Annotated in this window: 28 protein-coding genes; 2 read left to right on the top strand and 26 right to left on the bottom strand. The window is 69.2% G+C overall.

Features of this window, described 5'->3' with window-relative positions; all coding sequences use genetic code 11:
- Positions 1–30 precede the first annotated feature (30 nt).
- The 15 genes from G3A50_RS16370 to G3A50_RS16300 form a co-directional block, all read right to left on the bottom strand.
- Positions 31–1854, bottom strand: a complete 1824-nt coding sequence (locus tag G3A50_RS16370; RefSeq protein WP_163076251.1) for an SGNH/GDSL hydrolase family protein — start codon at positions 1852–1854, stop codon at positions 31–33.
- The gene (locus tag G3A50_RS16365; protein WP_163076250.1) at positions 1851–2720 is read right to left on the bottom strand and encodes a hypothetical protein; all 870 of its coding nucleotides are present in this window, start codon (positions 2718–2720) and stop codon (positions 1851–1853) included. Before G3A50_RS16365 ends, G3A50_RS16370 begins: the two co-directional genes overlap by 4 nt.
- Position 2721: 1 nt before the next feature.
- Positions 2722–3027, bottom strand: a complete 306-nt coding sequence (locus tag G3A50_RS16360; protein ID WP_163076249.1) for a spike base protein, RCAP_Rcc01079 family — start codon at positions 3025–3027, stop codon at positions 2722–2724.
- 17 nt (positions 3028–3044) lie between these two features.
- Positions 3045–3734 (bottom strand): DUF2793 domain-containing protein, encoded by a 690-nt coding sequence (locus tag G3A50_RS16355; protein ID WP_163076248.1) that lies wholly within the window; start codon positions 3732–3734, stop codon positions 3045–3047.
- Between the two features lie 38 nt (positions 3735–3772).
- Entirely contained in the window at positions 3773–7672 is a 3900-nt protein-coding gene (locus tag G3A50_RS16350; RefSeq protein ID WP_163076247.1) for a baseplate multidomain protein megatron, read from the bottom strand.
- Positions 7673–7711: 39 nt separating this feature from the next.
- The gene (locus G3A50_RS16345) at positions 7712–8149 is read right to left on the bottom strand and encodes an NlpC/P60 family protein (RefSeq protein ID WP_163076246.1); all 438 of its coding nucleotides are present in this window, start codon (positions 8147–8149) and stop codon (positions 7712–7714) included.
- A gap of 2 nt (positions 8150–8151) precedes the next feature.
- Positions 8152–9015, bottom strand: coding sequence for a DUF2163 domain-containing protein (locus G3A50_RS16340; RefSeq protein ID WP_163076245.1), 864 nt, complete (start codon positions 9013–9015; stop codon positions 8152–8154).
- Positions 9012–9653, bottom strand: coding sequence for a DUF2460 domain-containing protein (locus tag G3A50_RS16335; protein WP_163076244.1), 642 nt, complete (start codon positions 9651–9653; stop codon positions 9012–9014). The genes G3A50_RS16340 and G3A50_RS16335 overlap by 4 nt, the downstream gene beginning before the upstream one ends.
- Positions 9653–10267 (bottom strand): phage tail tape measure protein, encoded by a 615-nt coding sequence (locus G3A50_RS16330; protein ID WP_425483477.1) that lies wholly within the window; start codon positions 10265–10267, stop codon positions 9653–9655. Before G3A50_RS16330 ends, G3A50_RS16335 begins: the two co-directional genes overlap by 1 nt.
- Entirely contained in the window at positions 10248–10526 is a 279-nt protein-coding gene (locus G3A50_RS16325) for a rcc01693 family protein (protein WP_281355859.1), read from the bottom strand. The genes G3A50_RS16330 and G3A50_RS16325 overlap by 20 nt, the downstream gene beginning before the upstream one ends.
- Positions 10523–10876, bottom strand: a complete 354-nt coding sequence (locus G3A50_RS16320) for a gene transfer agent family protein (protein ID WP_163076242.1) — start codon at positions 10874–10876, stop codon at positions 10523–10525. Before G3A50_RS16320 ends, G3A50_RS16325 begins: the two co-directional genes overlap by 4 nt.
- An 11-nt stretch (positions 10877–10887) precedes the next feature.
- On the bottom strand, positions 10888–11295 hold the full coding sequence (locus G3A50_RS16315) for a phage major tail protein, TP901-1 family (RefSeq protein WP_163076241.1): 408 nt from the start codon (positions 11293–11295) through the stop codon (positions 10888–10890).
- An 87-nt stretch (positions 11296–11382) separates the two neighbouring features.
- Entirely contained in the window at positions 11383–11733 is a 351-nt protein-coding gene (locus G3A50_RS16310) for a DUF3168 domain-containing protein (protein ID WP_163076240.1), read from the bottom strand.
- A gap of 70 nt (positions 11734–11803) precedes the next feature.
- Positions 11804–12124, bottom strand: coding sequence for a head-tail adaptor protein (locus G3A50_RS16305; protein ID WP_163076239.1), 321 nt, complete (start codon positions 12122–12124; stop codon positions 11804–11806).
- Positions 12121–12687, bottom strand: a complete 567-nt coding sequence (locus G3A50_RS16300) for a head-tail connector protein (RefSeq protein ID WP_163077742.1) — start codon at positions 12685–12687, stop codon at positions 12121–12123. Before G3A50_RS16300 ends, G3A50_RS16305 begins: the two co-directional genes overlap by 4 nt.
- Before the next feature lie 99 nt (positions 12688–12786).
- Here G3A50_RS16300 and G3A50_RS16295 point away from each other — a divergent pair, with 99 nt between their 5' ends.
- Complete coding sequence (locus tag G3A50_RS16295) at positions 12787–13566, top strand: S1 family peptidase (protein WP_163076238.1); 780 nt, start codon at positions 12787–12789, stop codon at positions 13564–13566.
- Between the two features lie 28 nt (positions 13567–13594).
- Here G3A50_RS16295 and G3A50_RS16290 read toward each other — a convergent pair whose 3' ends face one another.
- The 10 genes from G3A50_RS16290 to G3A50_RS16250 all read right to left on the bottom strand — a co-directional run bounded on the left by G3A50_RS16290 (position 13595) and on the right by G3A50_RS16250 (position 21431).
- Positions 13595–14863 carry a phage major capsid protein gene (locus tag G3A50_RS16290; protein WP_163076237.1) on the bottom strand — a complete coding sequence of 423 codons (1269 nt, stop codon included), beginning with the start codon at positions 14861–14863 and terminating at the stop codon, positions 13595–13597.
- Positions 14864–14935: 72 nt separating this feature from the next.
- Positions 14936–15508 carry an HK97 family phage prohead protease gene (locus G3A50_RS16285; RefSeq protein WP_163076236.1) on the bottom strand — a complete coding sequence of 191 codons (573 nt, stop codon included), beginning with the start codon at positions 15506–15508 and terminating at the stop codon, positions 14936–14938.
- Positions 15505–15675 (bottom strand): hypothetical protein, encoded by a 171-nt coding sequence (locus G3A50_RS22410; RefSeq protein ID WP_170308643.1) that lies wholly within the window; start codon positions 15673–15675, stop codon positions 15505–15507. Before G3A50_RS22410 ends, G3A50_RS16285 begins: the two co-directional genes overlap by 4 nt.
- Positions 15672–15860, bottom strand: coding sequence for a hypothetical protein (locus G3A50_RS16280; protein WP_163076235.1), 189 nt, complete (start codon positions 15858–15860; stop codon positions 15672–15674). Before G3A50_RS16280 ends, G3A50_RS22410 begins: the two co-directional genes overlap by 4 nt.
- A 50-nt stretch (positions 15861–15910) precedes the next feature.
- Positions 15911–17068: a phage portal protein gene (locus tag G3A50_RS16275; RefSeq protein WP_163076234.1), complete on the bottom strand. Its 1158-nt coding sequence runs from the start codon at positions 17066–17068 to the stop codon at positions 15911–15913.
- A 61-nt stretch (positions 17069–17129) separates the two neighbouring features.
- Complete coding sequence (locus tag G3A50_RS16270; RefSeq protein WP_163077740.1) at positions 17130–18440, bottom strand: DNA-packaging protein; 1311 nt, start codon at positions 18438–18440, stop codon at positions 17130–17132.
- On the bottom strand, positions 18406–18990 hold the full coding sequence (locus G3A50_RS16265) for a hypothetical protein (protein WP_163076233.1): 585 nt from the start codon (positions 18988–18990) through the stop codon (positions 18406–18408). Before G3A50_RS16265 ends, G3A50_RS16270 begins: the two co-directional genes overlap by 35 nt.
- A gap of 247 nt (positions 18991–19237) precedes the next feature.
- Positions 19238–19840, bottom strand: a complete 603-nt coding sequence (locus G3A50_RS16260; RefSeq protein WP_163076232.1) for a hypothetical protein — start codon at positions 19838–19840, stop codon at positions 19238–19240.
- A gap of 250 nt (positions 19841–20090) precedes the next feature.
- The gene (locus tag G3A50_RS16255) at positions 20091–20849 is read right to left on the bottom strand and encodes a TetR/AcrR family transcriptional regulator (protein WP_163076231.1); all 759 of its coding nucleotides are present in this window, start codon (positions 20847–20849) and stop codon (positions 20091–20093) included.
- A gap of 9 nt (positions 20850–20858) precedes the next feature.
- Positions 20859–21431 (bottom strand): NADPH-dependent FMN reductase, encoded by a 573-nt coding sequence (locus G3A50_RS16250; RefSeq protein ID WP_163076230.1) that lies wholly within the window; start codon positions 21429–21431, stop codon positions 20859–20861.
- Positions 21432–21627: 196 nt separating this feature from the next.
- Here G3A50_RS16250 and dcd point away from each other — a divergent pair, with 196 nt between their 5' ends.
- Positions 21628–22185: a dCTP deaminase gene (gene dcd / locus G3A50_RS16245; protein ID WP_163076229.1), complete on the top strand. Its 558-nt coding sequence runs from the start codon at positions 21628–21630 to the stop codon at positions 22183–22185.
- Here dcd and G3A50_RS16240 read toward each other — a convergent pair.
- Entirely contained in the window at positions 22182–23018 is an 837-nt protein-coding gene (locus G3A50_RS16240) for an FCD domain-containing protein (RefSeq protein WP_246251785.1), read from the bottom strand. The two genes, dcd and G3A50_RS16240, sit on opposite strands and share 4 nt — an antisense overlap.
- Between the last annotated feature and the right edge of the window lie 165 nt (positions 23019–23183).

The following is a 23183-nucleotide window of genomic DNA, read 5'->3' as shown; positions in this document are numbered from 1 at the left end:
GCGGCCATCACAGGCCGCGCCCGCGCGGCGCTACAGCACTTCGCGCAGGCTCAGGTTATCAATCTCGCCCGTGAAGGGTTGGGCCGAATTACCCAAGACGCGGAACTGTGTGGCCGGCCCGGTCAGCGTTAGGTCAACCGTAGAGACCTTCTGACCGGTGCTGCTCAAGGTCACCCCGCCGAACGTCACCCCAACGCCCCCAACCTGCACATTGAACGTGCCGGAACCGGAGGTCCGCACCACGTCGCACTGCATGCGGTAGACCTTGCCCGCCGGGGCGCTGACATTGATCGCCGCGTTCGGGCTCCCCACGGCGGTGCCGACCAGCTTGCCGCCCGAAATGCTCCAGCCCGTTTCGAGCGTCCACCCGGTGGCGGCATCGAATGTGCCGTTGCTGATCAGGTTCGGCCCATAGAGACTGGTGATGCCGGCACTGGTGAGCACCGCGCTGCCATCGGCGTTGGTCGCGGTCACGCGCACCGAGAGAGCCGTCCCCGGATCGGACGGGCCGACCGTGTAGTACTCCTGCGTCGCCCCGGAGATGTCGACGCCATCCCGCAGCCACTGGTAGCTGAAGGCGGTCGGCTCATTCCGCCACGTCCCCACGTCGGCATAGAGGATGTCGTCCTCCAGGAACGTGCCCTGGATCGACGGCGCCACGGTGTTGACCGGGGGATAGAGCCCCGCTTCCGCCTCGCCCATGGCCGTCGTCACCACGGAGGTGAGCCACGCCTGCAACGTGTTATGGCCGTTCTGGCTGGGGTGCGTCTCGTCGCCGCCGCCCACCTTCTCGTAGCTGACCGTGGTCGGGTCGAACAGGAACACGCCCCCGCGCCCGGCCGCTGCCGCCTCGATCTCGGCATTGACGATGACCTTGGTCGGCGTGGGCGTCGGCGCGGTCGGGCACCATGCCTTGACCACCAGGATGACGGCGGCGGGGCGTGCCGCGCGGAGCTGGTTGAGGATCGACACCATGGACGGGCCGACGCCCGCGCTGTCGTTGAGCGCCTCCGCCAGCACATAGACGTCGGCATTGGCATTCACGCCGTCGTCCACGATGCGGTCGATCAGCGCCGGCCGGTACTGGCCGCCGAATGCGATGCCCGTGTTGATTCCCGTCCCGCCGAAAGCGGAGACGCCGTAGTCCTCAAAGCCGAGGTCCTTGAACGACTTCGCGAACAGCGTCGTCCAGGCGAAGTCGGCGCCGGCCTCACCGAAACTGTCGGTCAGGGCAATGGCCCGCAGGCCGGCATCGTCGCGGGGTGCGTAAAGCTGGCCGATAGTGTCGAGCTTGATGCCGCCGATGCGGGTGCTCTGCCCCTCGATGCGGATCTCCCGGCGCTTGATGCCCGGGTCGATCGCGCTGAAGTCGACCAGCAGCCAGCGGGGCGTGGTGTCGCCGGGCAGGATACCGGCGCTGAGATAGTTCGCGCTTTCCTCGCCATCCACGATGATCCGCAGCAGCTCGCCGCTCGACACCAGGATCTCGAAACGCGGCGACGAACATCCGAACTTGCGCTGCACCTGACGCGCGGTGCGGTCGCCGCTCTCATAGGTGAGATTGTCGATCTGCGAGAACTGGTTTGAGGGGTACACATCCCCGGCCGGGTTCCGCAGGATGCCGCCATACGCCTTGATGCGTGCGTCGCCCTTGTCGATAAGCGGACCCGCCAGCACCGAAGTGGCGCTGATGGACACAGTAGGTGACGCGGCCATGGCGGGAGGCTGCCCGCCCCGCGCCTCGATCTGGCGGGCGAGAGCGGTGACGGTGTCGCGCCAGGGCTCGTAATGCGGGCCGGCAAGCGCCACGCGGCTTGCCAGCGAGAAGAGGGAAATGCCGAGATTGAGGCTCATGGCTGGGTCGCTCCGGAAATCGCCCACACCGCGCTTTCATCGTCGGCATTGGCGACGCACTGCCAGACGATCAGCCCCTTCGGGAGGCTGTGGGTGTGGTCATAGGGATTTTCGAGACTGGCGCCGGAGGCCGCGACCATCGCAATGGTGGAACCGTCGGGCGAGAAGGCGATGCCCCCGAAGCCGACCGGCGTGTCATTGGGAAGGGTGATCTCGACCTCGCCGGCCACGGTGACCCGACCCTGACCGACATGCACCGCATGATCGAAGGTGATGTCGCCCGTGATGAGGTAGGACGCGTTCGGCGCGCTCACGATCGGGCCGAGCCACGACCCCGCCGCAGACGCACCCCAGCCGCCCTCACTCTTCGGGCCCCACAGGTCGAGCGTCAGATTGTCGATATAGCGATCGCCGGTCACACCGAGTTCGGGCGCGGGGGCGCCGTCGCCGGTGAAAAGAGACACGCCCGGCGCGCCCTGAATGCCGGGCACCTGCACCAGCGCCATCTCGGCACCGAGATACTCACCTGCCCCACCAATGGTGATCGTACCGGCCGCCACCTTCTGGCGCTGCGCGCCGGTGAGGGCAAACATGTCCACCCGCGTGTTCTCGCCCAGCGGCAGCTGGTTCACGAACGCGCTGTAGTCGTCGATGCGGCAGCCCTCGATATGCCCCTCGCCATTGGGCGCGAGCAGCGAAAGCCCGCCTTCGGCTTCGGTCGACAGCACGAAGGGCGCGAGCGGCCCACCGTCCGGGGTGATCGCGAGTTCGATCTGCTTGTCCGTGAAGTCATAGGCCTCCAGCCGGATTTCCGGCATGGGCGCGTTGGTGTTCCAGTGAAGCGGAATCTGGATGGTGTCGGTCATGTCAGTTCACCGTGTGTATGATGAGACCAGGAGTGGTGCCGGTTGCGAGGACGCGCCGAACCAGGAATTCGAGAATGCTGACCTGGCCCACCGGCACAGGCAGGGTCAGCGGTTCTCCATCGGCCGCGTCGAGGGGAAGAATGGAGACCTCCGCGCTCTCCCCACCGGGGGGAACGAAGACGCGGATGCGCGCGTAGCGGGCGAGGTCGGTGGCGTCGCTCGGTGTCACCAGCGCGCCGGCGCGGCCGAGACTGGTGGGCGAGACGGCGTTGCCACGCCAGGGGTCCTTGGCGGGGTCATAGGGCATGTCAGGCTCCCGATGGGTCAGATGGCGAAGGCAAGCGTGGTGAGGACAAGCCGCACCCGCCCGCCGGTGAAAGCGCTCCCCACGGCGCTCACGCGCAGCGGCGTGTCGGCGTAGAAAGCCTGGGGTCCGATCACGCCGATGTTGCTGGAGCCGGCGGCGGCACCCAGCCCGGCGCCGAACTTGTCGCTCTCGCCCGCAATGCCGACCTCGTAGGCGCTCGCACCGGTCACGGTGACAAGAGTGCGGCTGGCGACGCAGAGGCAGATGGCTCGGTTGGGAATGACAAGGCCGCTGGCGACCCACGCGCCCGCCAGATCGACCTCGATTTCGCTGGCGCGTAGCGCCGCCATGCCCCCCGAGGGCGTGCCGGCGATCAGGTCGGACCAGTCCACGCCGGTGTGCACCAGCGTGATCCGCTCGGCCGCGACATAGACCCGCCACCCCGCGCGCGGCAGGAGGTAGCGCCAGCCGGCGTCGTAAAGTGCGATCTCGCCGTCATGCCCGGCCCACTCCCCGCTGGCGCCGGCCGCGACGAGATGACGATCGCCCGCCATTGGCGCCCCGGGTGGCGTGGTGCGCCCGCGATCGATGACGGCGGGCTGGGTCGCCGCGTCGAGCAGCATCAGCGCCTCATTATGGGTCACATGCTTCTGCGCCTGCGCCGCCGCGATCAGCGGCAGCGCCAGCAGGGGTGTGGTCTCGCTCATGATGAAATCCGTCCGCTGTCACGAAATCGGGCGACCGATCACGGCCGCACCCGCGCCTCCAGCGCGGCGCCGGGGCCGACGCTCGCGGAGAGCTGGGCAATGCGAAGGTCGAGAAAGCTCTGGGGCGCGCCGAAATCGGCGATCTCCTGCCCTGCCGCATAGAGCAGCGCGGGTGTTCCCACGGTGAAGGAGCGCACCACGGCGCCTGCGTTCAGCACCTCGACGAGATAGCCCTCGCTGGCCTCGCCCAGGGGCACCTCCAGCAGCTCCCATGAGTCGCCGTCGATGCGCGTGCGCCGTATCCAGCTGATCTCGACACCCGCACCGGTGCGGCGGGCACGGGCATGGACCGGGGACAGCGGCAGCAGCGCCGCCGGCCCGATCTGCGCCGAGACCTCGCTCACCCCGGCATCGCCATGGTCGCGATCCGCGCGTCCCACCCGGTAGGTGACGGCACGCCCGAGCAGGTCGAGCCCCGTTGCCGCCGAAACCAGATTGTCATCGAACAGCACAAGCCGCGTCCCCACAGGCCAGGGCGCGCGCGAGGCCGCCTCCGTGCCGACCTGGCCGCGCAGCAGCCCCCGCAGCCGCCAGCGCATGGCGCCGATCAGTTCCGCGTCCTGAAACTGCATGATCTCGGCCGCCCGGCCCGGCGCCAGCAGCACCAGAACATTGGCGCCGCCCAGCACCGTCTCCTCGCTGGCCGCCGCGATGGCCCCGCTATAGAGCTGGACCTCCAGCGTCGCCCCGCGATTCCAGTGCCAGTTGGGACCGGGCGCCAGCTCGGTCACGGTCTCGCCCATCGGTGTCGGCGCCGCCACGGTCTCGACGCGCTGGAAACTCGCCCCGTCGAGGCTGCGCCACACCGCCATCGAGCCCGGCCAGGGGTCGGCGAAGGCGGCCAGATGCGCCAGCACGGGAGCCGGCTCGGACGCCGACAGTGTCGGCAGCGCCATCACCATCAACTCGGGCGGCCCGGGGCTCGGCGGCAGGGCGATGGTCACGGCGCGCGAGCTGCGCACCGCCAGCGCGAAGATCGACGGATCGATACCCCGGGCGCTCACCACGCGCGCCTCCCGATCCTCGATTTCGGTGATCTCCAGAAGCCGCGCACGGCCGTCGCGTTCAAAGCGCACCACATCGCCGGGCTCCAGCGCCAGCGCGGAAGGAGGCAGCGTGAAGCGCACGCTCTCCCGCCCCGCCCAGGCATCCTGTAGCCACATCTCCGCGAGGCCGGAGGCGAGCCCGCTCGGCGCCACCATGGCGATGTCCAGCCCGGCATCGGCACGGGCCTGCCCGGCGAGCCGGCGCGAGGCCGCGGTGATGCGGCGATAATCGGCGGTACCGTCAAGAAAGCTCAGCGTCACCGAAAGCGGCAGCTCGCTCTCGGCGGCACGGGTGAAGGACGGCGCGGCCACGTCGTCTCCGGCCACGATGTCGTCGTCGCGAACGCTCATCACCTCGGCCCCGCCGCGCGGGCGCAGCCGAAGCACCGCCCCGTCGCCGACAAGATCGAAGGCGAAGGCGGCGGCCAGCGATTCCAGCGCCGCGCGCATGCTCATCGGCCGGTCCACGACATAGCCGTCGACCACGCCGCGCAAGGTCGAGCTGTCGAGGTTCCCAACGCCGAAATCCGCGGCCATGGTTGCGCAGAGTTCGGCAAGCGGCGCCGCACCCAGCCGCCCGCTCAGCCAATGGCCGGTCTCCCAGTTGGCGCCATCCGCCCACACCTGCCCGGCCAGCGGGAACACCGGATAGGGCCGCGCGTCCCACGTCCATGCATAGAGCGAGGCGGTGTCCAGCATGCGGCCGGAGGGCAGGCCGGACACCGGGTTCGCCGCCACGGTCTCGAAGGCGTCGAGCGTGGCTTCCAGGTGCCGGCGCTGCATCAGGTCGTCGCGCTGCCCGTTGGAGAACGGCGGCACGCCGCTTTCGACCGATTTCGGGTCGGGAAACACGCTCGGCCGGTTGGCGCCCTTGTCCACCGCCGCGCAGCCGAACTCGGTCAGCCGCACCGGCTTGGCGCCGGGCACCCAGGCGGTCGGCGTCGGGGAACGTACCCCCCCAACCCGCTCGAAATGCGCATTGCCCCACCAGGCGGCGATGTCCTTCTGCCGGAAGACCCACGGTTCACCATAGGCGCCGTCGGTGATCGGCACGCGGTTCTGCGCCAGCCGCGCCGCGTCGTCGGGGTAGTACCAGTCGAACCCCTCGCCCCCGCGCACATTGCCGGCGAGATAGGCGCGGTCATAGCCGCTGGCGAAGGACGCGGCGTCCAGATGGGCGTCGCCGTCCCGCCAGTCGGCGACCGGCGCGTACCAGTCGATGCCGATGAAATCGATGGCGGGCGAGGCCCACAGCGGATCCAGCGGAAAGCGCAGCTCGGTCCCGCCATCGAGGGCATGGCTGCCATATTCGGTCCAGTCGGCGGCGTAGCCGACCTTGGTTCCCGCACCGACGATCGCCTTCACATCGGTGGCCAGCGCCGCGAAGGCGCTCACCGCCGGGTACATCCCCGAGGCCGAACGCACCCGCGTCAGCGCCGGCATCTCCGAACCGATCAGGATCGCCTCGACCCCGCCCGCCAGCACGCTGAGCTTGGCGTAATGCAGCGCCATGCGCCGCAAGGTCCATTCCTCCGGGCCGGTGTAGATCACCTGTCCGCCGCCGATCGCATAGTCCGCCGCCGCCGCCGTGCCGAACAGCGCCGCGACCTGGGACGCCGCCGCGCCGGTGCCGTCGGGCGTGCCCGGCCGGCCGGGCGCGGGATCGCAGGTGATGCGCCCGCGCCAGGGATAGGTCGGCTGCGTGCCCGCCCCGCTCCAGGGATCCGGCAGGGTGTTGCCGACCGGAATGTCCATCATCACGAACGGGTAGAGCGTGACCGCCAGCCCCCGCGCCTTCAGTCGCTCGATGGCATAGCGCACGCTCTCGTCGGAGGGCGTACCGCCATAAGCGGGATGGCCGTCATGCTGGGTCACCAGATAGGCGCCGGGGCGAATTTCGCCCGCCACCCGCCACTCCACCGGCTGCGCGGCACTCGTCGTCTTGTCGCGCCGCTCGACGCCGGGGCGGATCCGGCACTGGCCGGCCCTGAGGTCGTCCCCGAACCAGGACACCACCAGCGCCACGCGCCGGAGATTGGGGCACAGCGCCAGCAGGTGGTCGAGCGCCGCGTCGAAATCGGTGTCGGCCAGCGTGTTGTGCCGGTTCTCCGGCTCATAGGCGCCGGGGTGCTGGACCCGGCGGATCTCGCGGGTGTCGTAGCCGAACTCGGTCGCCCCGGGGATCAGCGTCACCGCCGTCAGCCGGGTCTCAAGCGCGCCGATCGCCCGTTCCACCTCGACCGAGATCTGCGGCAGGCGATTGCCGAAATCCGCCAGCGGCAGGCGTTCGAACACCAGATAGGCCAGCCCGCGATAGGCCGGCGGCGCGGTCTCCCTGGCCTCGATCAGCGGATCGGGAAGCTGGTCCGGCCCGCCGGTATGCAGGCGCAGCGTCAAACCCTGCGTATCGAGCAGCTGACCATCGGCCCAGATCCGGCCGATCCGGTTCACCGGCCCCTCGCACAGCCCCACCGCAAAGCTGCCGAAATAGCTGTAGGTCGTCGTCGTGGCACTGGGGCCAAAGCTGGTGCCGCCCTTCCCGCCGGACTGGACCTGGGTCGAGACCACCTCCTCGGCCGGGGCCGCCCAGATCACCTGTCCCGACATCCGCGCGCGACCGTACAGGCGCGGAATCGGTGCGCCTTCGGTGGACGTCATGGTGCCGATGTCGTTGAGCCGGGGCCCCTCGATATGGCGGCCCCGTGTGACCAGCATATTGTCGAGCACCGTGCCGCCGAGAGCGCCGAGCGCGCGCCCCGCGACCGCCCCAACAGGGCCGAGCAGCGCCCCGCCGACCGCGGCTCCCGCCGCGCCGAGAAGAAGTGTGGCCATCGTTACGGGTCCCTGGAATAGGATGTCGCGAGGCCGGTATCAGGCCTCGGGAAAGGCGAAGGCGAAGGCGAGATGACGCCGCCACCATGGCGCGAGGAACACTTCCGCCACCGCGGCCCCGTCATGGGCGTGGACCATGCGCTGCGGCGTCACCAGGATCGCGGCGTGCTTGGCCGGCAGGTGGTCGCGCCAGCGAAACAGCAGCACGTCGCCGGGCATGATGTCCGCCACCGGCACCGGCCGGAGATGCCGCCGCCCGGCTTCCATCATCTGCTCCGCGCGCGTGGCCGCGGCCCAGTCGGGCGCGTAGGCGGGGAGCGTCTCCGGCTCCGGACCCAGCACCTGCCGCCAGACCCCGCGCACCAGGCCGAGGCAGTCCGTGCCATGCCCCTTGCAGGAGGCCCGGTGGCGATAGGGCGTGCCGATCCAGTCGCGCGCTTCGGCAATCAGACGCGTGCGCAGGTCGCTTTCCGCCATGCTCAGCCCTCCCCGGGGCGGGAGACGGCAAGCACCGCGTCATTGCCGGGCATATGCGGAAAGCCACGGAAGTTGAGCGTGTTGGCGAAGCGGTCGCGGCAGGTCTCGAAGCGCTTGTCGCAGCCGGCGGACACGGTGAAGGCATCACCGGGCGCCAGCGCCTCGGGCGGGCGCTGCCATAGGTCCAGCCGCACACCGCCATCGGCCCGGTGGCTCTTCACCTCGCAGGCAAAGCCCGCATTGGCGCCACTGGTGAATTCGAGCCGCCCCTGGGTGAACCAGCCCCCGGCAAAGCCATCAAGGCCGCTGGCGACGAACAGGCCCGCGCCCTCCACCGCGCTGATGTTTCCTGTCCCGCGATAGGCGGGTGACCCAAGCGCGACGGCGCAGCGCGCGTCACCCAGATCCGCATCGCAGCCGGCGGTGAACAGCCGCCCGCGCACCACGTTGAGCTGGGTGGCAAGGCTTCGGAGTTCAGCAACGAACGCCCCGTTCTCGCGCCGCACCTCGCCGATCGTGCCGCGCCTCAGCAGGATGAAATCCGCCGGCACGTTCCAGTCGGCGATCAGCAGCTCGACGCTGGCGCCGTCGAACCGGCCGGCCAGAAGGTCGCCCTCCTCGATCAGCTCGCTCGTCAGCGCCGCGGAAAGCTCCCCGCCCCCCACCGCGAAGCCGAGCGTCGAGCGGTCCTCGCTGCCGCCGACGCCGCCACCGGCGCGAAAAAGCGTGCCGTCGACGACCAGATCCTCGTCATGCTCGGTCAGCCCGATCACCACGCCGTCGGCGCGCGTCAGGCGCCAGCACCGCGCCAGCGTGGTCACGCCCGCCGCCAGCGAGGCGGCAAGGCCGTCAGCCATCTCCCTCATGGGCGTATCTCCAGCACGGGAATGCGGGGGATCGCCCCGGCCTCGAAGGCGGTGAGGTTCACTTCCAGAAAGTCGGTGTCGAAGCGCACCGGCACGTCGAACAGGAAACCCGCTGTCACCGGGGCCCCTGCGGGCGGCACATGCCCGGCCAGGAAATTCACCACCCCCGTTCCGGCGTCGGCCGCAAAGGCGACACCCTCCACCTGCTCGGCCCCGCCCACCGCGACCCGCACCGTGCCCGCGACCGGCTTGGCGATGGGGCGCGCATAGGGGGCATGGGCGGCGCCATAGGTCTTGGCGAGCGCGAACGCGGTGCGCGTGCCGTCGCCGGTGCCCAGCAATTGGTCGAACGGCGTCGGCGCGGCGGCCGGCGAAGCCGACGAATGGTCCAGCCGGTCGCGCCAGCGGAAGCCATAGAGCCGCCCGCGCCGCTCCTCGAAAAAGGCGACCACGCTGGCGAGCTGGTCGAGCGAGGTCACGCCGTAGCCGGCATCCCAGCGCCGGCGCGAATGCTGCAGGCGGGTGTTCCGCTCCTCGCGCCCGGTCAGCGTGGTGACGATTTCCGTCGCACGCTCCGGCCCGCCCGCGGCGCCGAGCGCGATGTCGAGCGGAAACAGGATCTCATGGAACGCGGCCATCACAGGCTCCTTTCGCCGCGCGCCACGGCACGGGCGACGAGGCCGGCGAGATAGCTCTCGGAGCGACGGAACGAGGTCGGGTCGGGCGTGGTGACGTTCACCGTCACATGGGTCGCCCGTCCCTGCCCCTGGCTGGCGACGCCGAGGCGGCCATCCGGCCCGCGCCGGAGTGGCAGGATCGCCTCGGCGCCGCTCTCGCCCATCAGGCCCGTGCGGCCGCCGGCGAGGGGAAAATAAGTCGGCGCCGACACCACGCCGCCGGCCGCGAAGGGCACCACGCGCCCTCCGCCCGGCAGGGCACTGACGACGCCGCCATGGGCAAAGCCGAGCGCGCCGCCGGTGAGGCTCTGGAACAGCCCCGCGACGCCCTGCTCGATGGGCCGGAACGCCGAATCGAGCGCCAGCGTGGACAGCCGGCTCACCAGAGAGCGGAACACATCGTCGGTCTCGCGCCCCTTCAGCGCCGCCCCGGTCAGCGCGTCGCCGACCACGCGCCCGAAGCCGCGCGCCAGCCGCTCGGCCTCGGAAATCTCGCGCCGGAAGGCCGAGGTGTCGGCGGTGATCTCCACCGTCAGCCCGTCCACGGCGCCGCCGCTATCGATGTCGGCCATCATCATTCTCCATTGGCGAGGTGGGCGGGGCGGGCGCGGTGACGCGCCGCGTGTCGGGGAATCGCGCCATCAGCGCGGCGAGCCCCGCCCGGTCGAGCGGGGCGCGGGCCGGGCCGAGCACGGCCTCCATCGCCGCCGCCAGTTCGCGCGGGGTGGTTCGCCAGAAGTCGCGCGGGCACAGCGCCAGCCGCCCCAGGCCGAAGGCCATCGCCTCGGCCCAGGGAAACGGCGTGCGCCCTTCCCTGCGGGCCGGTGGCCTCAGCCGGTCGGCGGATGCGGCAAAGGGGCGGGTGCGGCGCCCTCCCCGGCGCCGAAGGTCGCGGCGATAAGCTCGCCGACGATACGGGCGAACCCGGCCGCGCCGCCGGTCGCGCGCATCTGCGCCACCATCGCGTCGCTCACCTCTTCCCCCGCCCCGCGCAGCCCCGCGCCCACCACGCGGATCGCGTCGCGGGCCGAAAGCCGGCCGTGCCCGAACCGCTCGGTCAGCGCCACCAGATCGTCGGCGCCGAAGGCATCCTCCAGCTCCGCCAGTGCCCCAAGCGTCAGCACCAGCGTGCGCGCACGCCCGTCCAGTTCGGCGGAAATCTCGCCGCGATGCCGGTTCGCCATGCCAGCCTCCCTCAGAGCGCGGTGAAGGTGATCTCGCCCGCGCTTTCCAGCGCGATGTCGAAGGTGACTTCCCGATCGTGCTCGGCCGCGATCTCCAGCGTGGTGATCTGGAACGGCCCGGCGAGGGTGCCGAAATCGGGCACCACGAGCTGCGCGTTGCGGATCAGCCCGTCAAAGAACGTCTGCCGGATCAGCGCATCGGACTCGGCGTCCTTGAACACGCCCGAGCCCGAGATCGAGGCCCGTTTCGCCCCGGCCCCCGCCAGCAGTTCGCGCCAGCGCCCCGCGCTCTCGGCGTGGGTCACGTCGACCGTCTCGGAATTGAAGGCGATCTGGCGCGAGCGCAGCCCGGCCACCGTCGAAAACGCCGCACCGTCGTGGATCTTCAGCAAGAGGTCCTTGCCCTTCTGCGCCGCCATGGGCGGATCCTTTCCTGCTTGGCCGCGATCTGCGCGGCGTAAAGGTTGTGTTAACCATGCTGGCGGGAGACGCCGCCCGCGCGGCCGTCAGGCCGTCTCGATCACGGCGCGGAACCGGACCAGCCCGTGGTAGGTCCGCCCGCCGGCCTCGCGGCGGATGTCGGCCTGGGTGAAGCGCAGATTGACCAGCCGGGCGCCCGCCAGCGTCAGCGGCGCGTCGTGCAGCGCCTGCTGGACCAGGTGAGCCATCGCATGGGCCTCGCCATGCCCGCCCTGCCGCGACCAGACATGCAGCGTCAGCCGGTGCTCCTCGCCCGCTTCGGTGGCGGTCGACCAGTCCAGCACCTGCGCCTCGCCAAGCGTGACATAGGGAAATTCCGGCGAGGCCGGGGGCACGTCGTAGACCCGCTCCCCGCGCAGCGCCGTTGCCGCGCTCATGGCCGTCTCCCGATCTGTTGCAGCAGCCGGCGCCGCAGCGCCGCGAGACCCTTCAGCCGCATGTCGATTTTCATGGTGTCTCCTCCCGGCAGCCGCAGACAAGGCGGCGACCGCGTCCGTCGCGGTCGTGCACCGTCTCGACCAGGAAGCACCGCGCCCCCAGAAGCAGCCGGTCGCCCGGCTGCACCGTGGCCGGCGCGCGTACGTTCACCTGATGGGTCAGCACCGCGCCGGGACGGTCCGCGATCTCGGCGGCGCTGGCAGAGGTCTCCACCGCCCCCCAGAGCGAATCCACCGCGAGGAAATTCCGGCTCACGCCGCCCATGCCGTCCGGCGTCTCCACCGGCACCTGGTGAATGAAGCGATGCCGCAGCTCCGAAATCCCGCTCATAGCCGCGTGACCCGGAACGGGGCGACCAGCGCGTCCAGCCGTGCGGGAAACGCGGCGCCGGCACCGGGCTCGTCGCGGTGCTCGTAGAAGTGCGCCAGCACCACCCGCACCGCCTCCACCAGCGGCGAGGGCACATGGTCGGCATCCGCGCCATGGCCCGCCACCACGTCGATGGCGATACCCGCAAGGACCCTGCCCGGCTCGGGCACCGCACACCGCTCGACCCGGATCAGGCCCGGCAGGCGCGCCGTATCGGAAATCAGCGCCGCCAGCGGCACCTCGATCTCGGCGCCCGCGGCGTCGATCACATGCGCGCCGGTAATCGCCTTCAGCGGGTTCACCGGCACCGGAATGAGGCCGGAGGCCGGCCAGGCATCGCGCACGATGCGCCAGCTCTGGTCGATCAGGACCCGCCGCGTCAGGGCCTCCACGGTGGCCCGTGCGGCGGTGATCATCGAGCCGATCATGGCGTCTTCGCCGTCATGGTCGACGCGCAGATAGGTCTTCGCCTCGGCAAGCGTGAGCGGCTCGGCGGCGGGGCCGGTGAGAAGGATCGCAGGCATCATGGATCTCCGGATGGTGGTGTCTGCGGGAAGCGGCGGCGATTGACGTGCCCGGCCCTGGACGCCAGAACGGCGGCGGTCCCTCACACGGAAGTCCCGATGCGCGTCCCGCTCCCCATTCGCCCGCACTTCGTCCGATCGCTCTTTGCGCGCCGTCTGTTCGCTTGCCTCGCCTTCGCCGCCCTCGGCGCGATGGCGCTCGCCCTGCCCGCGCACGCCATCATTGGCGGACGCCCGGCGGACCCGGCGCTGAAGAGCGAGGTCGTGATGATCACCTCGACGCGCGGCGCCTTCTGCACCGGTGTGGTGCTGGCGCCGGGCGTGCTGCTCACCGCCGCCCACTGCGTGCAGCCGGCGGCGGACTATGCGGCGCTGGTGTTCGAGGGCTCAAACCCGAAGCTGATCCCGGTGGCGCGGATCGCGCTGCATCCCTCGTTCGACCCGCACTCCTTCGAAACCCGGCGGCCGACCCCGGACCTCGCCGTGGTCCGGTTGACGGAAGCCCTGCCCGCAAGCTTCCATCCGGCGCGGCTGTCCTCGCAGATGGCGCTGCCCGCCCGCCGCACCGCCTTCACCCTCGCCGGCTATGGCGTGACGAAGGATGGCGACGGCGCCTCGGGCGGGCAGCTGCGCACCACCGAGCTGCCGAGCATCGGCACCACCGGCGGCATCATGGTTCGCCTGTCGGACGGGCCCGCGCGCGGGGGATGCACCGGCGACAGCGGCGGGCCGGTCTATCTCGACGGCGAGGTCGCCGGCATCATCGGCTGGTCCACCGCGGCGGGCGGCGCGCGCGGCTGCGGCGGCGTCACCGGGGCGACGCTGGTAGGTCCCCAGCGCGCCTGGATTGACGCCACCACGCGGGCCATGCAGCGCTAGCCGCGCGTCATGCGGGCCGCTCGCCCGCTCAGGCCGCGAACTGCAGCAGCTTGATGGCGTCGAAGTCCTGCACGCCGCCGCCCACCCGCTTGGTGGTGTAGAACAGCACATAGGGCTTGGCCGAATAGGGGTCGCGCAGCACGCGCACCCCGGCGCGGTCCACCACCAGATAGCCGCGCTTGAAGTCGCCAAAGGCGATCGACAGGCTGTCGGCGCCGATGTCCGGCATCTCCTCGGCCTCATGGACGGGGAAGTTCATCAGGCTCGGCGGCTGGCCGGCGGCGAGCGGGGGGGCCCACAGATACTGGCCGTTCTCGTCCTTCAGCTTGCGCACCGCGCCCTGCGAGCGGCGGTTCATCACGAAGCTGCCGTTCTGGCGGTAGCCGCTCTTGAGCGCATAGACGAGGTCGACCAGCGGATCGGCCGGGCTGGCGGTGGGAAAATCGCCATCGACGCCGGTGGCGACAACGCCGAGCTTGCCCCATTCCCAGCTGTCCTCGGCCACGGTGTCATAGGCCAGGAAGCCCTTGGGTTTGCCCACCCCGTCACCGATCACGAAGGCGGCGCCTTCCTGGGCGGCGAAGGCGGCCTCGACCTCGATGGCAAGCCACTCGTCGATATTCACCGCCGCGTCGTCGAGCAGGGTCTGCGTCGCCGCCGGCATGGCGTAGATCTCCATCGCCGGGAAGCTCAGCTCATCCAGCACCGGGCTGGTGGTCTGGGTGCGCGCCGCGGTCTCCGCGACCCAGCCCACCGCCGGGCCGGAGGTCATGAACGGCTTCTTGTAGGTGCCGGAGGAGATCACCCGGACATCGGAAATGGCGCGGATCGGGGACAGCGCGGCGAGCCGCCGGCCGATCTCGCGCTCGGTCTCGCCCGGCACCACATAGCCGCCATCGGCGCCGACGCCGGCGGACAGCGCCTTGGCCTCCAGCCGCTTCAACCCGGCGGTTTCGCCATGGCGGACATAGGCGTCGAAGGCACTCTTGTGCTCGCGGGCGGCGATGTCGGAGACCAGGTCGCCGGCGCCGCCCAGCGCCGGGCGGCGGGCTTTCAGCACCAGTTCGTCGATCAGCGCCTTCTGGGTGTCGAGCGCGGAGTTGATACGCTCCACCTTGTCGGTGGTCACCGGGTCGCCGCCGCGCCGCTCCAGCTCGGAAAGGCGCTGGTCGTTGGCGTCCTTGAACGCCTCGAAGGCGCCCATGAACTCCTCGAAGGCCGCGCTCACTTCCGGGCCGGCGAGGTGCTTGGTCTCAACGGCGGCTTTGGTCTCGAAAGCGGAATGCTTGGGATCCATGTGTCTCATGTTCCTGTTCAAAGGGCATGTCGTGGGAAAGGCATCGTGGAAAGCGGCCGTGTCAGCCGCTCATCAGCTCGGCAGCGGTACGAGGCCGGGCAGCGTGCGCAGCCGCCGTGCGCCGCGCCGTATCGTGGCGGCGAGGCTGCGGGCGCCCGCCTTCACCCCGGCGATGCGGGCATCGGGCTGCATCGGAAAGGTGACGACCGAGATCTCCCAAAGGTCGATCCGGACCAGCCGGCGCACCCGGCTGCGCGGGTCGGTGCGCCCCTCGACGGCGCGAAAGCCGATGGAGAGCCCGTCGATCGCTCCCGCGTGCATCAGCGCCAGCACCTCGCGGGCGCGGGCGACATCCAGCGTCAGCCGGCCGCGCACCTGGAGCCCGACCCCATCCTCGCGGATCGAGGTCCAGACCCCGATCGGCTCGGCCGGGTCATGCTGGAACAGCATGCGCACGCCCGAGACGCCGCGCTCGCCGAGCGAGCGGGTGAAGGCGCCGGGCAGGATCAGGTCGCGCCCGAGGTCGACCCGGCCGAACAGCGCGGCATAGCCCTCGAAGCTGCCATCGGGCTCGATCGCCGCCAGCGCGCCCGACTGGGCCTTGGTCTCGATCGCGGGAGCCTTGTGGATCGCGAATGCACTCATGCGCCGTCCTTGCCTCCCTTGGGCTTGCGGGTGGCGGCGGCGCGTTCGAGCCGGCCGAGCGTGCGGCCGAACTCGCGGAACACCTGCGGCGCGTCGCCGGCCCGGCTCGGGGCCGGCAGGCGCGGACGGCTGGGCAGGAAGGCCCGTATGCGGGGTGTGCCTTTCATGGCTGGTCTCCGAACGTGGCGTTGAAGCGCGCGATCTCGCGCACGAAGTCGTCAAAGCGCCGGGAGGCCCGGCCAAGCTCGCGCATCGCGGTCCCCGCCAGCGTGGAAGCGCCCAGCGCCCACATCAGCAGCGCCAGATGCGCGAGATCCGCCTTCGCGGCGAAGGCGTCGATAAGGGTCTGCATCGGTGGCGTCCGGCTCGGCGGTGGCGGGAAAATGCAATGGGGCGAACGCGCTAGCCGGCGATGCCGTAGCCCACCGCCTGGCGCTTCTCGTCGTCGGTCAGGAAGCTCGCCTCGCTCACCCGCCGCCACAGCGCCTCGCGCTCCGTGCTCAGCGCCTCGATGGCGTCGAGGTCGGGCTCCAGCCTCAGCCGCGTCTCGCCATAGGCGGGCGAGAGCCAGCCGGCGAGGTCGTTGCCCAGCCGGCGGGCCAGCGGCAGCACGGTCTGGCGCCACAGCACCCGGCTCGCCTCGGCATAGTTGGCATAGGTGGCGTCGCCGGGAATGCCGAGCATCATCGGCGGCACGCCGAAGGCGAGCGCGATCTCCCGCGCCGCCGCGTTCTTGGCCTCCAGGAAGTCCATGTCCTTGGGGCTGAGCGAGAGCGGGCGCCAGTCCAGCCCGCCCTCCAGCAGAAGCGGGCGCCCGGCATTGGCGGCGCCGGCGAAATTCGCCTCCAGCTCCTCCTTCAGCCGCTCGAACTGCTCGTCGGAAAGATTGCCGCTGCCGCCATAGACCAGCGCGCCGGAAGGGCGGGCGGCATTGTCGAGCAGCGCCTTGTTCCAGGCGCCGGCCGCGTTGTGCAGGTCGAGCGCGATCTGCGCGGCCTCCAGCGGCGGGGCGCCGTAATGGTCGTCGAGCGGGTTGAACAGCGCCACATGCAGGATCGGGGGCACGCCCGGCCCCTCCTGCACGAAGCGCACCGCACGCCCGCCGGCGGAATACTCATAGGCTTCCGCCCAGCCATCCGCGCCCGGCACCACGCGCATCCGGTCGGGGCGCAGGACATGAAGCTCGCGCGGCTCGCCCTGGATCGCGACCGCTTCCACATAGGCATTGCCGGCGATCATCAGATGCGCCGACAGCGCCTCAAGAAAGGCGGTGCCGGAGAGTTTCGGGCTCGGCTGCGCCAGCGGCTCGGTAAGCGGGTGGTCGCCCACCTCGCGCCCGGCGTCGAGCAGCGTGAAGCTCACCTGTCCCACCGCCTCGGCCACCAGCCGCACGCAGCGATGCGCCACCGCGTTGCGCAGGTAGCCCTCGCGGGCCAGCGCGCCATAGTCCCGCGGCGTCCAGACCGGCCGATGGCCGGAAATCAGCGCCACCAGCCCCTGGGTGCGCGAGGCCTTCGCCTCCGGCGGTGCCGAAGGACGGCGAAAGGGAAAGAGCTTCATGAAAGGCTCCGTGGTCGAGGAAAACCCATGCACCGCGCCCGCTTCAGCCCGGCGCGGGCGCTTACATCCGGCGCACCCGCGGCGCGGTCTCCTTCGGGCCGAGCGCCAGCGCCGTCACCGCCCAGACCAGCGCGTCGAGCCGGTCGGGCGAGCGCCCGTTGGAAAGCCCCTCGGGGCCGAAATCACACAATTCGTCCTCAAGCTGGGGGAAGGCGCCGGCATGGCGCACCCGTCCCTGCTCGTAAAGCGCGGCCACCGGCTCGGCGCGCAGCCACTTGCCGCGCGTCGCACGCACCTCGGCCACCGGCACGCCGGGGTCCAGCCCGTTGAGAATGGTGCGCACCATCTCCCCGCCCTGGTTGACCTCGACCACCACGCGGTCGGCCTCCAGCCTGTGAAACAGCGCGATCGCCCGCGCTCCCCAGCGCGAGGGCGTCAACCCCTGCGCGCTCTCGTCCGCCAGCACATGCACCACCCCCTCGCGGTCAATTCCCGCGGCGACGATGCCGCACGCATCCGCCTGCTTGCGCGAGGAGGCGGGCGGGTCGACCGCGATCACGATCCGTATCAGCGGCGGCGGCGCGGCCAGCCGTCCGCTCTCCAGCCCCTCACGGGTCCACAGCGCATCCGGCCGGTCCTCCACCAGCTCGCCCTCCAGTTCCTGGCGGCCAAGCCGTGTGCCGGCGTAGCGTCCCACCACGCCTTCGAGGAAGGTCGGCGCCAGGTGCACGGCGTTCTCCGCCGTACCCATCCGCGTCACCGCGGTGCGCGGATCCGCGAGCAACGCCCGCACCAGGCTGGTCGGTCGCGGCGTGGTCGTCACCATCTGGCGCGGGCGGCGTCCCAGCCGCAGCCCGAACTGAAGCATGTCGAACGCGGCCTGCGCGTAGCGCCATTTGGCCAGTTCGTCACACCACGCCGCGTCGAATTGCGGCCCGCGCAGACTTTCGGGGTCGTCGGCGGAAAAGCCCTGCGCCACCGCGCCATTGGGCCATTCCAGCCGCCGCCGCGTGGGCTCCCAGGTCGGGCGCTCGGCACGCGGATGCACCGCGAGAATGCCCGACACGCCCTCCACCATCACCTCGCGAAAATCCCCGAGGCTCTCGGCGATGAGCGCGATCCGCCCGGCCTTCGGCCCGTCATGGCCAAGCGCCAGTGCGCGCACCCATTCGGCACCGGCCCGGGTCTTGCCCGCGCCGCGCCCGCCCAGCACCAGCCAGGTCAGCCAGTCGCCCCCACCCTGCGCCGTTGCCGGCGCCTGCTGCGAGGCGCGCCCGAGCAGCGGCCAGTGATGGGCCAGCCATTCCATGGTGCCGGCATCGAGCGCGGCGATGACTTCAGCCAGCCGTCCGTCCTGCCAGCACGCGTTCAAGAGTTTCACCAAGTTCGCGTCGGTAGGCGTCGGCGTCGCGCAGGCCTGCGTCATCCTCATCCCCGCCCGGCTCGTTCTTTTCCAGCGCCGCCAGTTCGCGCAGCGAGCGCACCAGAATGGCGAGCGTGCGCGCCGCCCGTTCCGCCTCGGCCGCCCCGTCGGCGGAAAGCCCGGCGCGGGCCACCAGCCGCTCCACGGCGGCGATTTCGTTCTCGACCCGCTTCACCAGCCGCCCGATCAGGGCACGACGCGAGGTCGGCGCCGCCAGCCCCACCCGCTCGCTGGCCACCCGGTCGCCCGCCGACGAGGAAAGCAGCACCGAAGCAGGCCCGGCATCCGGCGCAGACCCCGGCCCAAGGCCCGGCATCGGTCCGCCCGGAATGCGCGCCATGCGCCGCTGCCAGCCCCAGAGCCGCGCCCTCTTGTTCAGGGTGCTCTTGGCAATGCCGAGCATGTCGGCCACCTGCTGCACCGGAACGCTGGTGAGTTCATAGAGCCGGCGCGCCTCGTCGAGCGCCTCCGGCGAGATGGCTCGTGCCGGAACCGACATCGCACCCCCCGACGACGGAGGTTCGCAGGCCGGAGCCGGCGAACCATGTTCGGAAAATAAAAAAGCCGGCCTCTCGGCCGGCTTGCGAAATCAAAGGGTTCGCCCTGCACGGGGCGACCCGCTCCACCCACGCGTTCATCCCGACCCGAAAGCCGGACACCCGCGCCGAAAGCTCTGCGTCTCGACACAGTTGTGGAGCATGCCCAAAACCTACCCGGCCAGCGTTACGCTGTCAAGGACTATTTTCCTAGGTCGGAAACCGGTTGCTGGGGGATAAATATGCTCGCGTCAGTCTATCCACCGTAGCTTCCGCCAGATTCGCAAACTGCGCCAACGTCTCAACTACGTCCTGCCCCGCGCAAGGTTGACCTTTGGCAAATCCTAAATAAAATTTCACATCTCCTTCGCACTCAACATCAAAAGAACCTTTGGAACGAACGGTCCGCCGCTCTTTCCGATTCCCTTGAATATTCAAGGACACCCTGACCAACTCATCACCAATTCCATTAAATATAAAATTTCCATTTATTATTTTAATTCCTATCAATTCAGACATTTGACGATCAGTAAGCACTGCAACACGATGGGATATTATCAACAAACGATGCTTATCAATTATATTTAGTCTATGAATATTATACAGTAAATTATTACCTCCATTATATGGTTTAATATCTTTTAATACATTAATAACCTCATTTCCAGCATATTTAATTGATCCATTAATTAGCTGCTTCTCAAAAGATTCTAAATTATACGAAAATGGAAAGTACAATTCACGAATTTTATCTGAATTTTTTCCAATCATCGAAAAAATAATAATATCTAATGATGATCTTATATTATGCAATACATCTCCAATTATAATTGATATTGATTATGGTATAGGAATTAAGGTTTTAACTATAATATAACCAATTTTCTTTTTGGGATCAAAACGTCTAAATAATCTAAAAGGCCTAAGATTCAAATATTTTTTTATAGTTACATTTAATTCGTCGATATGACGTCTTGATCTTTCGATCTTCAATTTAGACGGCAATATTATGGAATCATAATTATCCATCGGAAACCACGATTAAATATACCAAATCAGCATACTATATCGATTCTTGGTCAGCTCGAATGTTTCGCGTAACAAACAGCGCCACCACCGCCCGCGCCGCCAAGCGCGCGGCCGTTGTGCGGGCATCCTCCCCCGCTGCCGGCTCGAACAGGGCGCGGTACAGCAGCTCCTGCACCGTCATGTCGTGAAACAGCCGCGCCAGCAGTGCCGGATCGCGACCGGACGGGTCCGTATGGTCGGGCGACAGGTCCGGGGACGCGTGTGCGGAAGGGGGCGCCGCTCCGGGAAGCGCGGCGGCGTGCAGCCGGTCGGCGACAAAGCGCGCGACCACGGCCTGCGACACCGCCGGTCCGCTGGCGAACCACACCGCGCCGAGGCGGGGAAAGCGCGCACTGCAGCCGATAGCGAGCCGGTACAGCGCCACGGAACGGGGGGTGAGCACCAGGTCGAGCATCGCGCGGCCGAGCCGGGTCAGCCCGTCTTCCAGCGACAGGCCGTCCAGCGCCACCTCCTCCAGCGGCGCCAGTATGTCGGCGCAGGCGTGGGCGATCGCGGCCTCGAACAAGCCCTCCTTGCCGCCGAAGAAGGCATAGATATTGGTCTTGGAGCCCCCCACCTCGGCGAGGATGGCGTCGAGGTGGGTGCCGTCATAGCCGTGGGCGAGAAACATCTCGGCGGCGACCCGACGCAGCTCGGCGCAGGCCGCCGTGCCGCGTTCCGTGCGCCGGCTCGGGCAGCGCGGGGCGGTGGTCTTCTCGCGCCCCGCCCGTTCCTGCGCCGCGCGCCCGGACATCGCGCGCCCTCAGGCCGCCTTGGTGGCGATGAGCGCGATCTCGGCGAGCAGGGCGTTGACGCCGCCCAGCACGAACTCGCGCGTCTTGTCGTCGACGAACACGCCGTCCTTCACCTTCTCGGCGACGCCGGGGATGGCGAGGTGGGGATAGGGCACCACGCGCGCGCCGGCGGCCGACAGCGTCTCGCGAAGCTGCGCCTGGGCGCGGATGCCTCCGGTCGAGCCGGGCGAGGACGTGATGACCAGCGCCGGCTTGCCGAGCAGCGCGCCGCGCGCATAGGGGCGCGAACCCCAGTCGATGGCGTTCTTCATCGCGCCGGTGGTGCCGTAATTATATTCCGGCGAGGCCAGGATCACGCCGTCCGCCGCCGCGATCGCCGCCCGCAGCGCCGCTGCGCCCGCCGGCGGGTGCTCGTTGTCCTCGTCCTGGTTGTAGAGCGCGACATCGTTGAGACGGAACACGCTCATCTGCACATTGGAACCCAGTGCGGCGCTCAGCGCCTCCAGCACGGCGGTCGAGAACGAGCCGGCGCGCAGGCTGCCGGAAATGCCGAGAAGCTTGACGGGTGAACGATCGGTCATAGAGAAAACTCCGGCTGTGGTCGCTTGAGGCATCGCGAATTGATACTGATCAGTATCAATCTAACCACAATCGGGCGGGAATGAACTTGCAATCGCGCAAGCTCTTCTCGGCATTCCACGGCTTTTTGTCCCGCGCTCGCCCGGCCCGGCAAACCATGCTACCGATTCTGTCCCCCAGCCGGGAGACCTGCCACCCGTGATCCTGACAGACCGCGACATCCTCGACGCCCTGAAAGAAGACCTGCTCGTGATCGAGCCGGCGCCGCCGATGGAGTTCTATGCGCCCAACGGCGTCGACCTCCGGCTGGATTCACGCCTGAGCCTGTATCGCGACCCCGCGCCCGGCGAGGATCCGGTCATCGATCCGGCCCGTCCGGGGTACCGTTTCAGCGAGGCGATCTGCACCATGGCCGACGATATCGAGATCGGTCCGGACGGTTTCGTGCTCGATCCCGGACGCCTCGTTCTCGGCTGGACCCATGAGCGGGTCGACCTTCGCCCCGCCGGACGGCTCGCCGCCCGCGTCGAGGGAAAGAGCTCCCTCGCCCGCATCGGCCTCATCGTCCACCTCACCGCACCCACCATCCACGCCGGCTCCACCGGGCGCATCCAGCTTGAGATCATCAATCTCGGCCCCCGCCCGATCCGGCTGCGGGCGGGCATGAAGGTGTGCCAGCTGATCCTCGAACAGACGCTGGGCGTTCCCCAGCGCGCCTATGGCGGCCAGTTCGCCGGCCAGCGCGCGGCGGGCTAGCTTCCCAGCAGGGTGGAGCGATTGAGCCGGCGCAAGGCGAGGTCGGCGCGCTCCTCGTCGCGGCGGAACTCCTCCACGCTGGCGCCGACAAAGGCGAGATGGCGATGGCTCGCCTCCTCGGCCGCCCCGCTGTCGCCCTTCAGCACCGCCTCCGCGATCTCCCGGTGCTGAGCCAGAAGCCCGGCGCTCAGGTCCTCGCGCGCGAACAGGCTGGTGCGATTGAAGAAAATATCCCGGCGCAGCATTTCCGAGAACGCCCGCATGACGTGGAGAATGACCAGATTATGCGAGGCGGCGTAGATCAGCCGGTGAAACACGATGTCGGCCTCGGCCTCGCGGGTGCTGCTCTGCTCGCGAGAGGCGGCCTCCATTTCGGCCAGGCATTCGCGAATGGCCGCCCGCTCGGGCTCGCTGGCGCGGCGCGCGGCAAGCCCCGCCGCGGTTCGCTCCACGGCGGCGCGGAATTCGAAATAGTCCGCGGTGACGCGGTCGTTGGATTGCAGCAGGCCGGCCAGCGGATCGGTGAGCCCGGACAGAAACTCGGTTACCCGCGTGCCGTCGCGGCTGGTGGCAAGCAGGCCCCGCCCTTCCAGCATCTGCAGCGCATCGCGCAGCGAGGGCCGCGAGACCTCCAGCCGCTCGGCCAGCTCCCGCTCGCTGGCGAGCTTTTCGCCGGGCCGCAGCACGCCTTCCAGAATAAGCCGTTCGATGTGCTCGGCGATGGCTTCCGCCAGCTTCGGCGCGCGCAGCCCCTCGACCATGTGCACCCCCGTCGTTCCGCCAGCTCGCGGCTGGCCGATCTGCCCGTTGCCGGCCAAGTCCTTCTCGTTCAAAATCTTATGCCCGCCGAGGCAGCAATGTTCAACCAAGGATCGAGATCTTGACCCGTTGACATACATGGTAATTTTTTCTTACCAAACCAACTGACCGTCGCGGCACTCCGCCGGCCCTCGGGCCTGTGGTGTGAGCGCAGGGGCGGCTCTCCCTGGGCACGCCCG

Source organism: Ancylobacter pratisalsi, from assembly GCF_010669125.1.
Lineage (GTDB): Bacteria > Pseudomonadota > Alphaproteobacteria > Rhizobiales > Xanthobacteraceae > Ancylobacter > Ancylobacter pratisalsi.
This window is presented reverse-complemented; position numbering and strand designations above follow the sequence as displayed.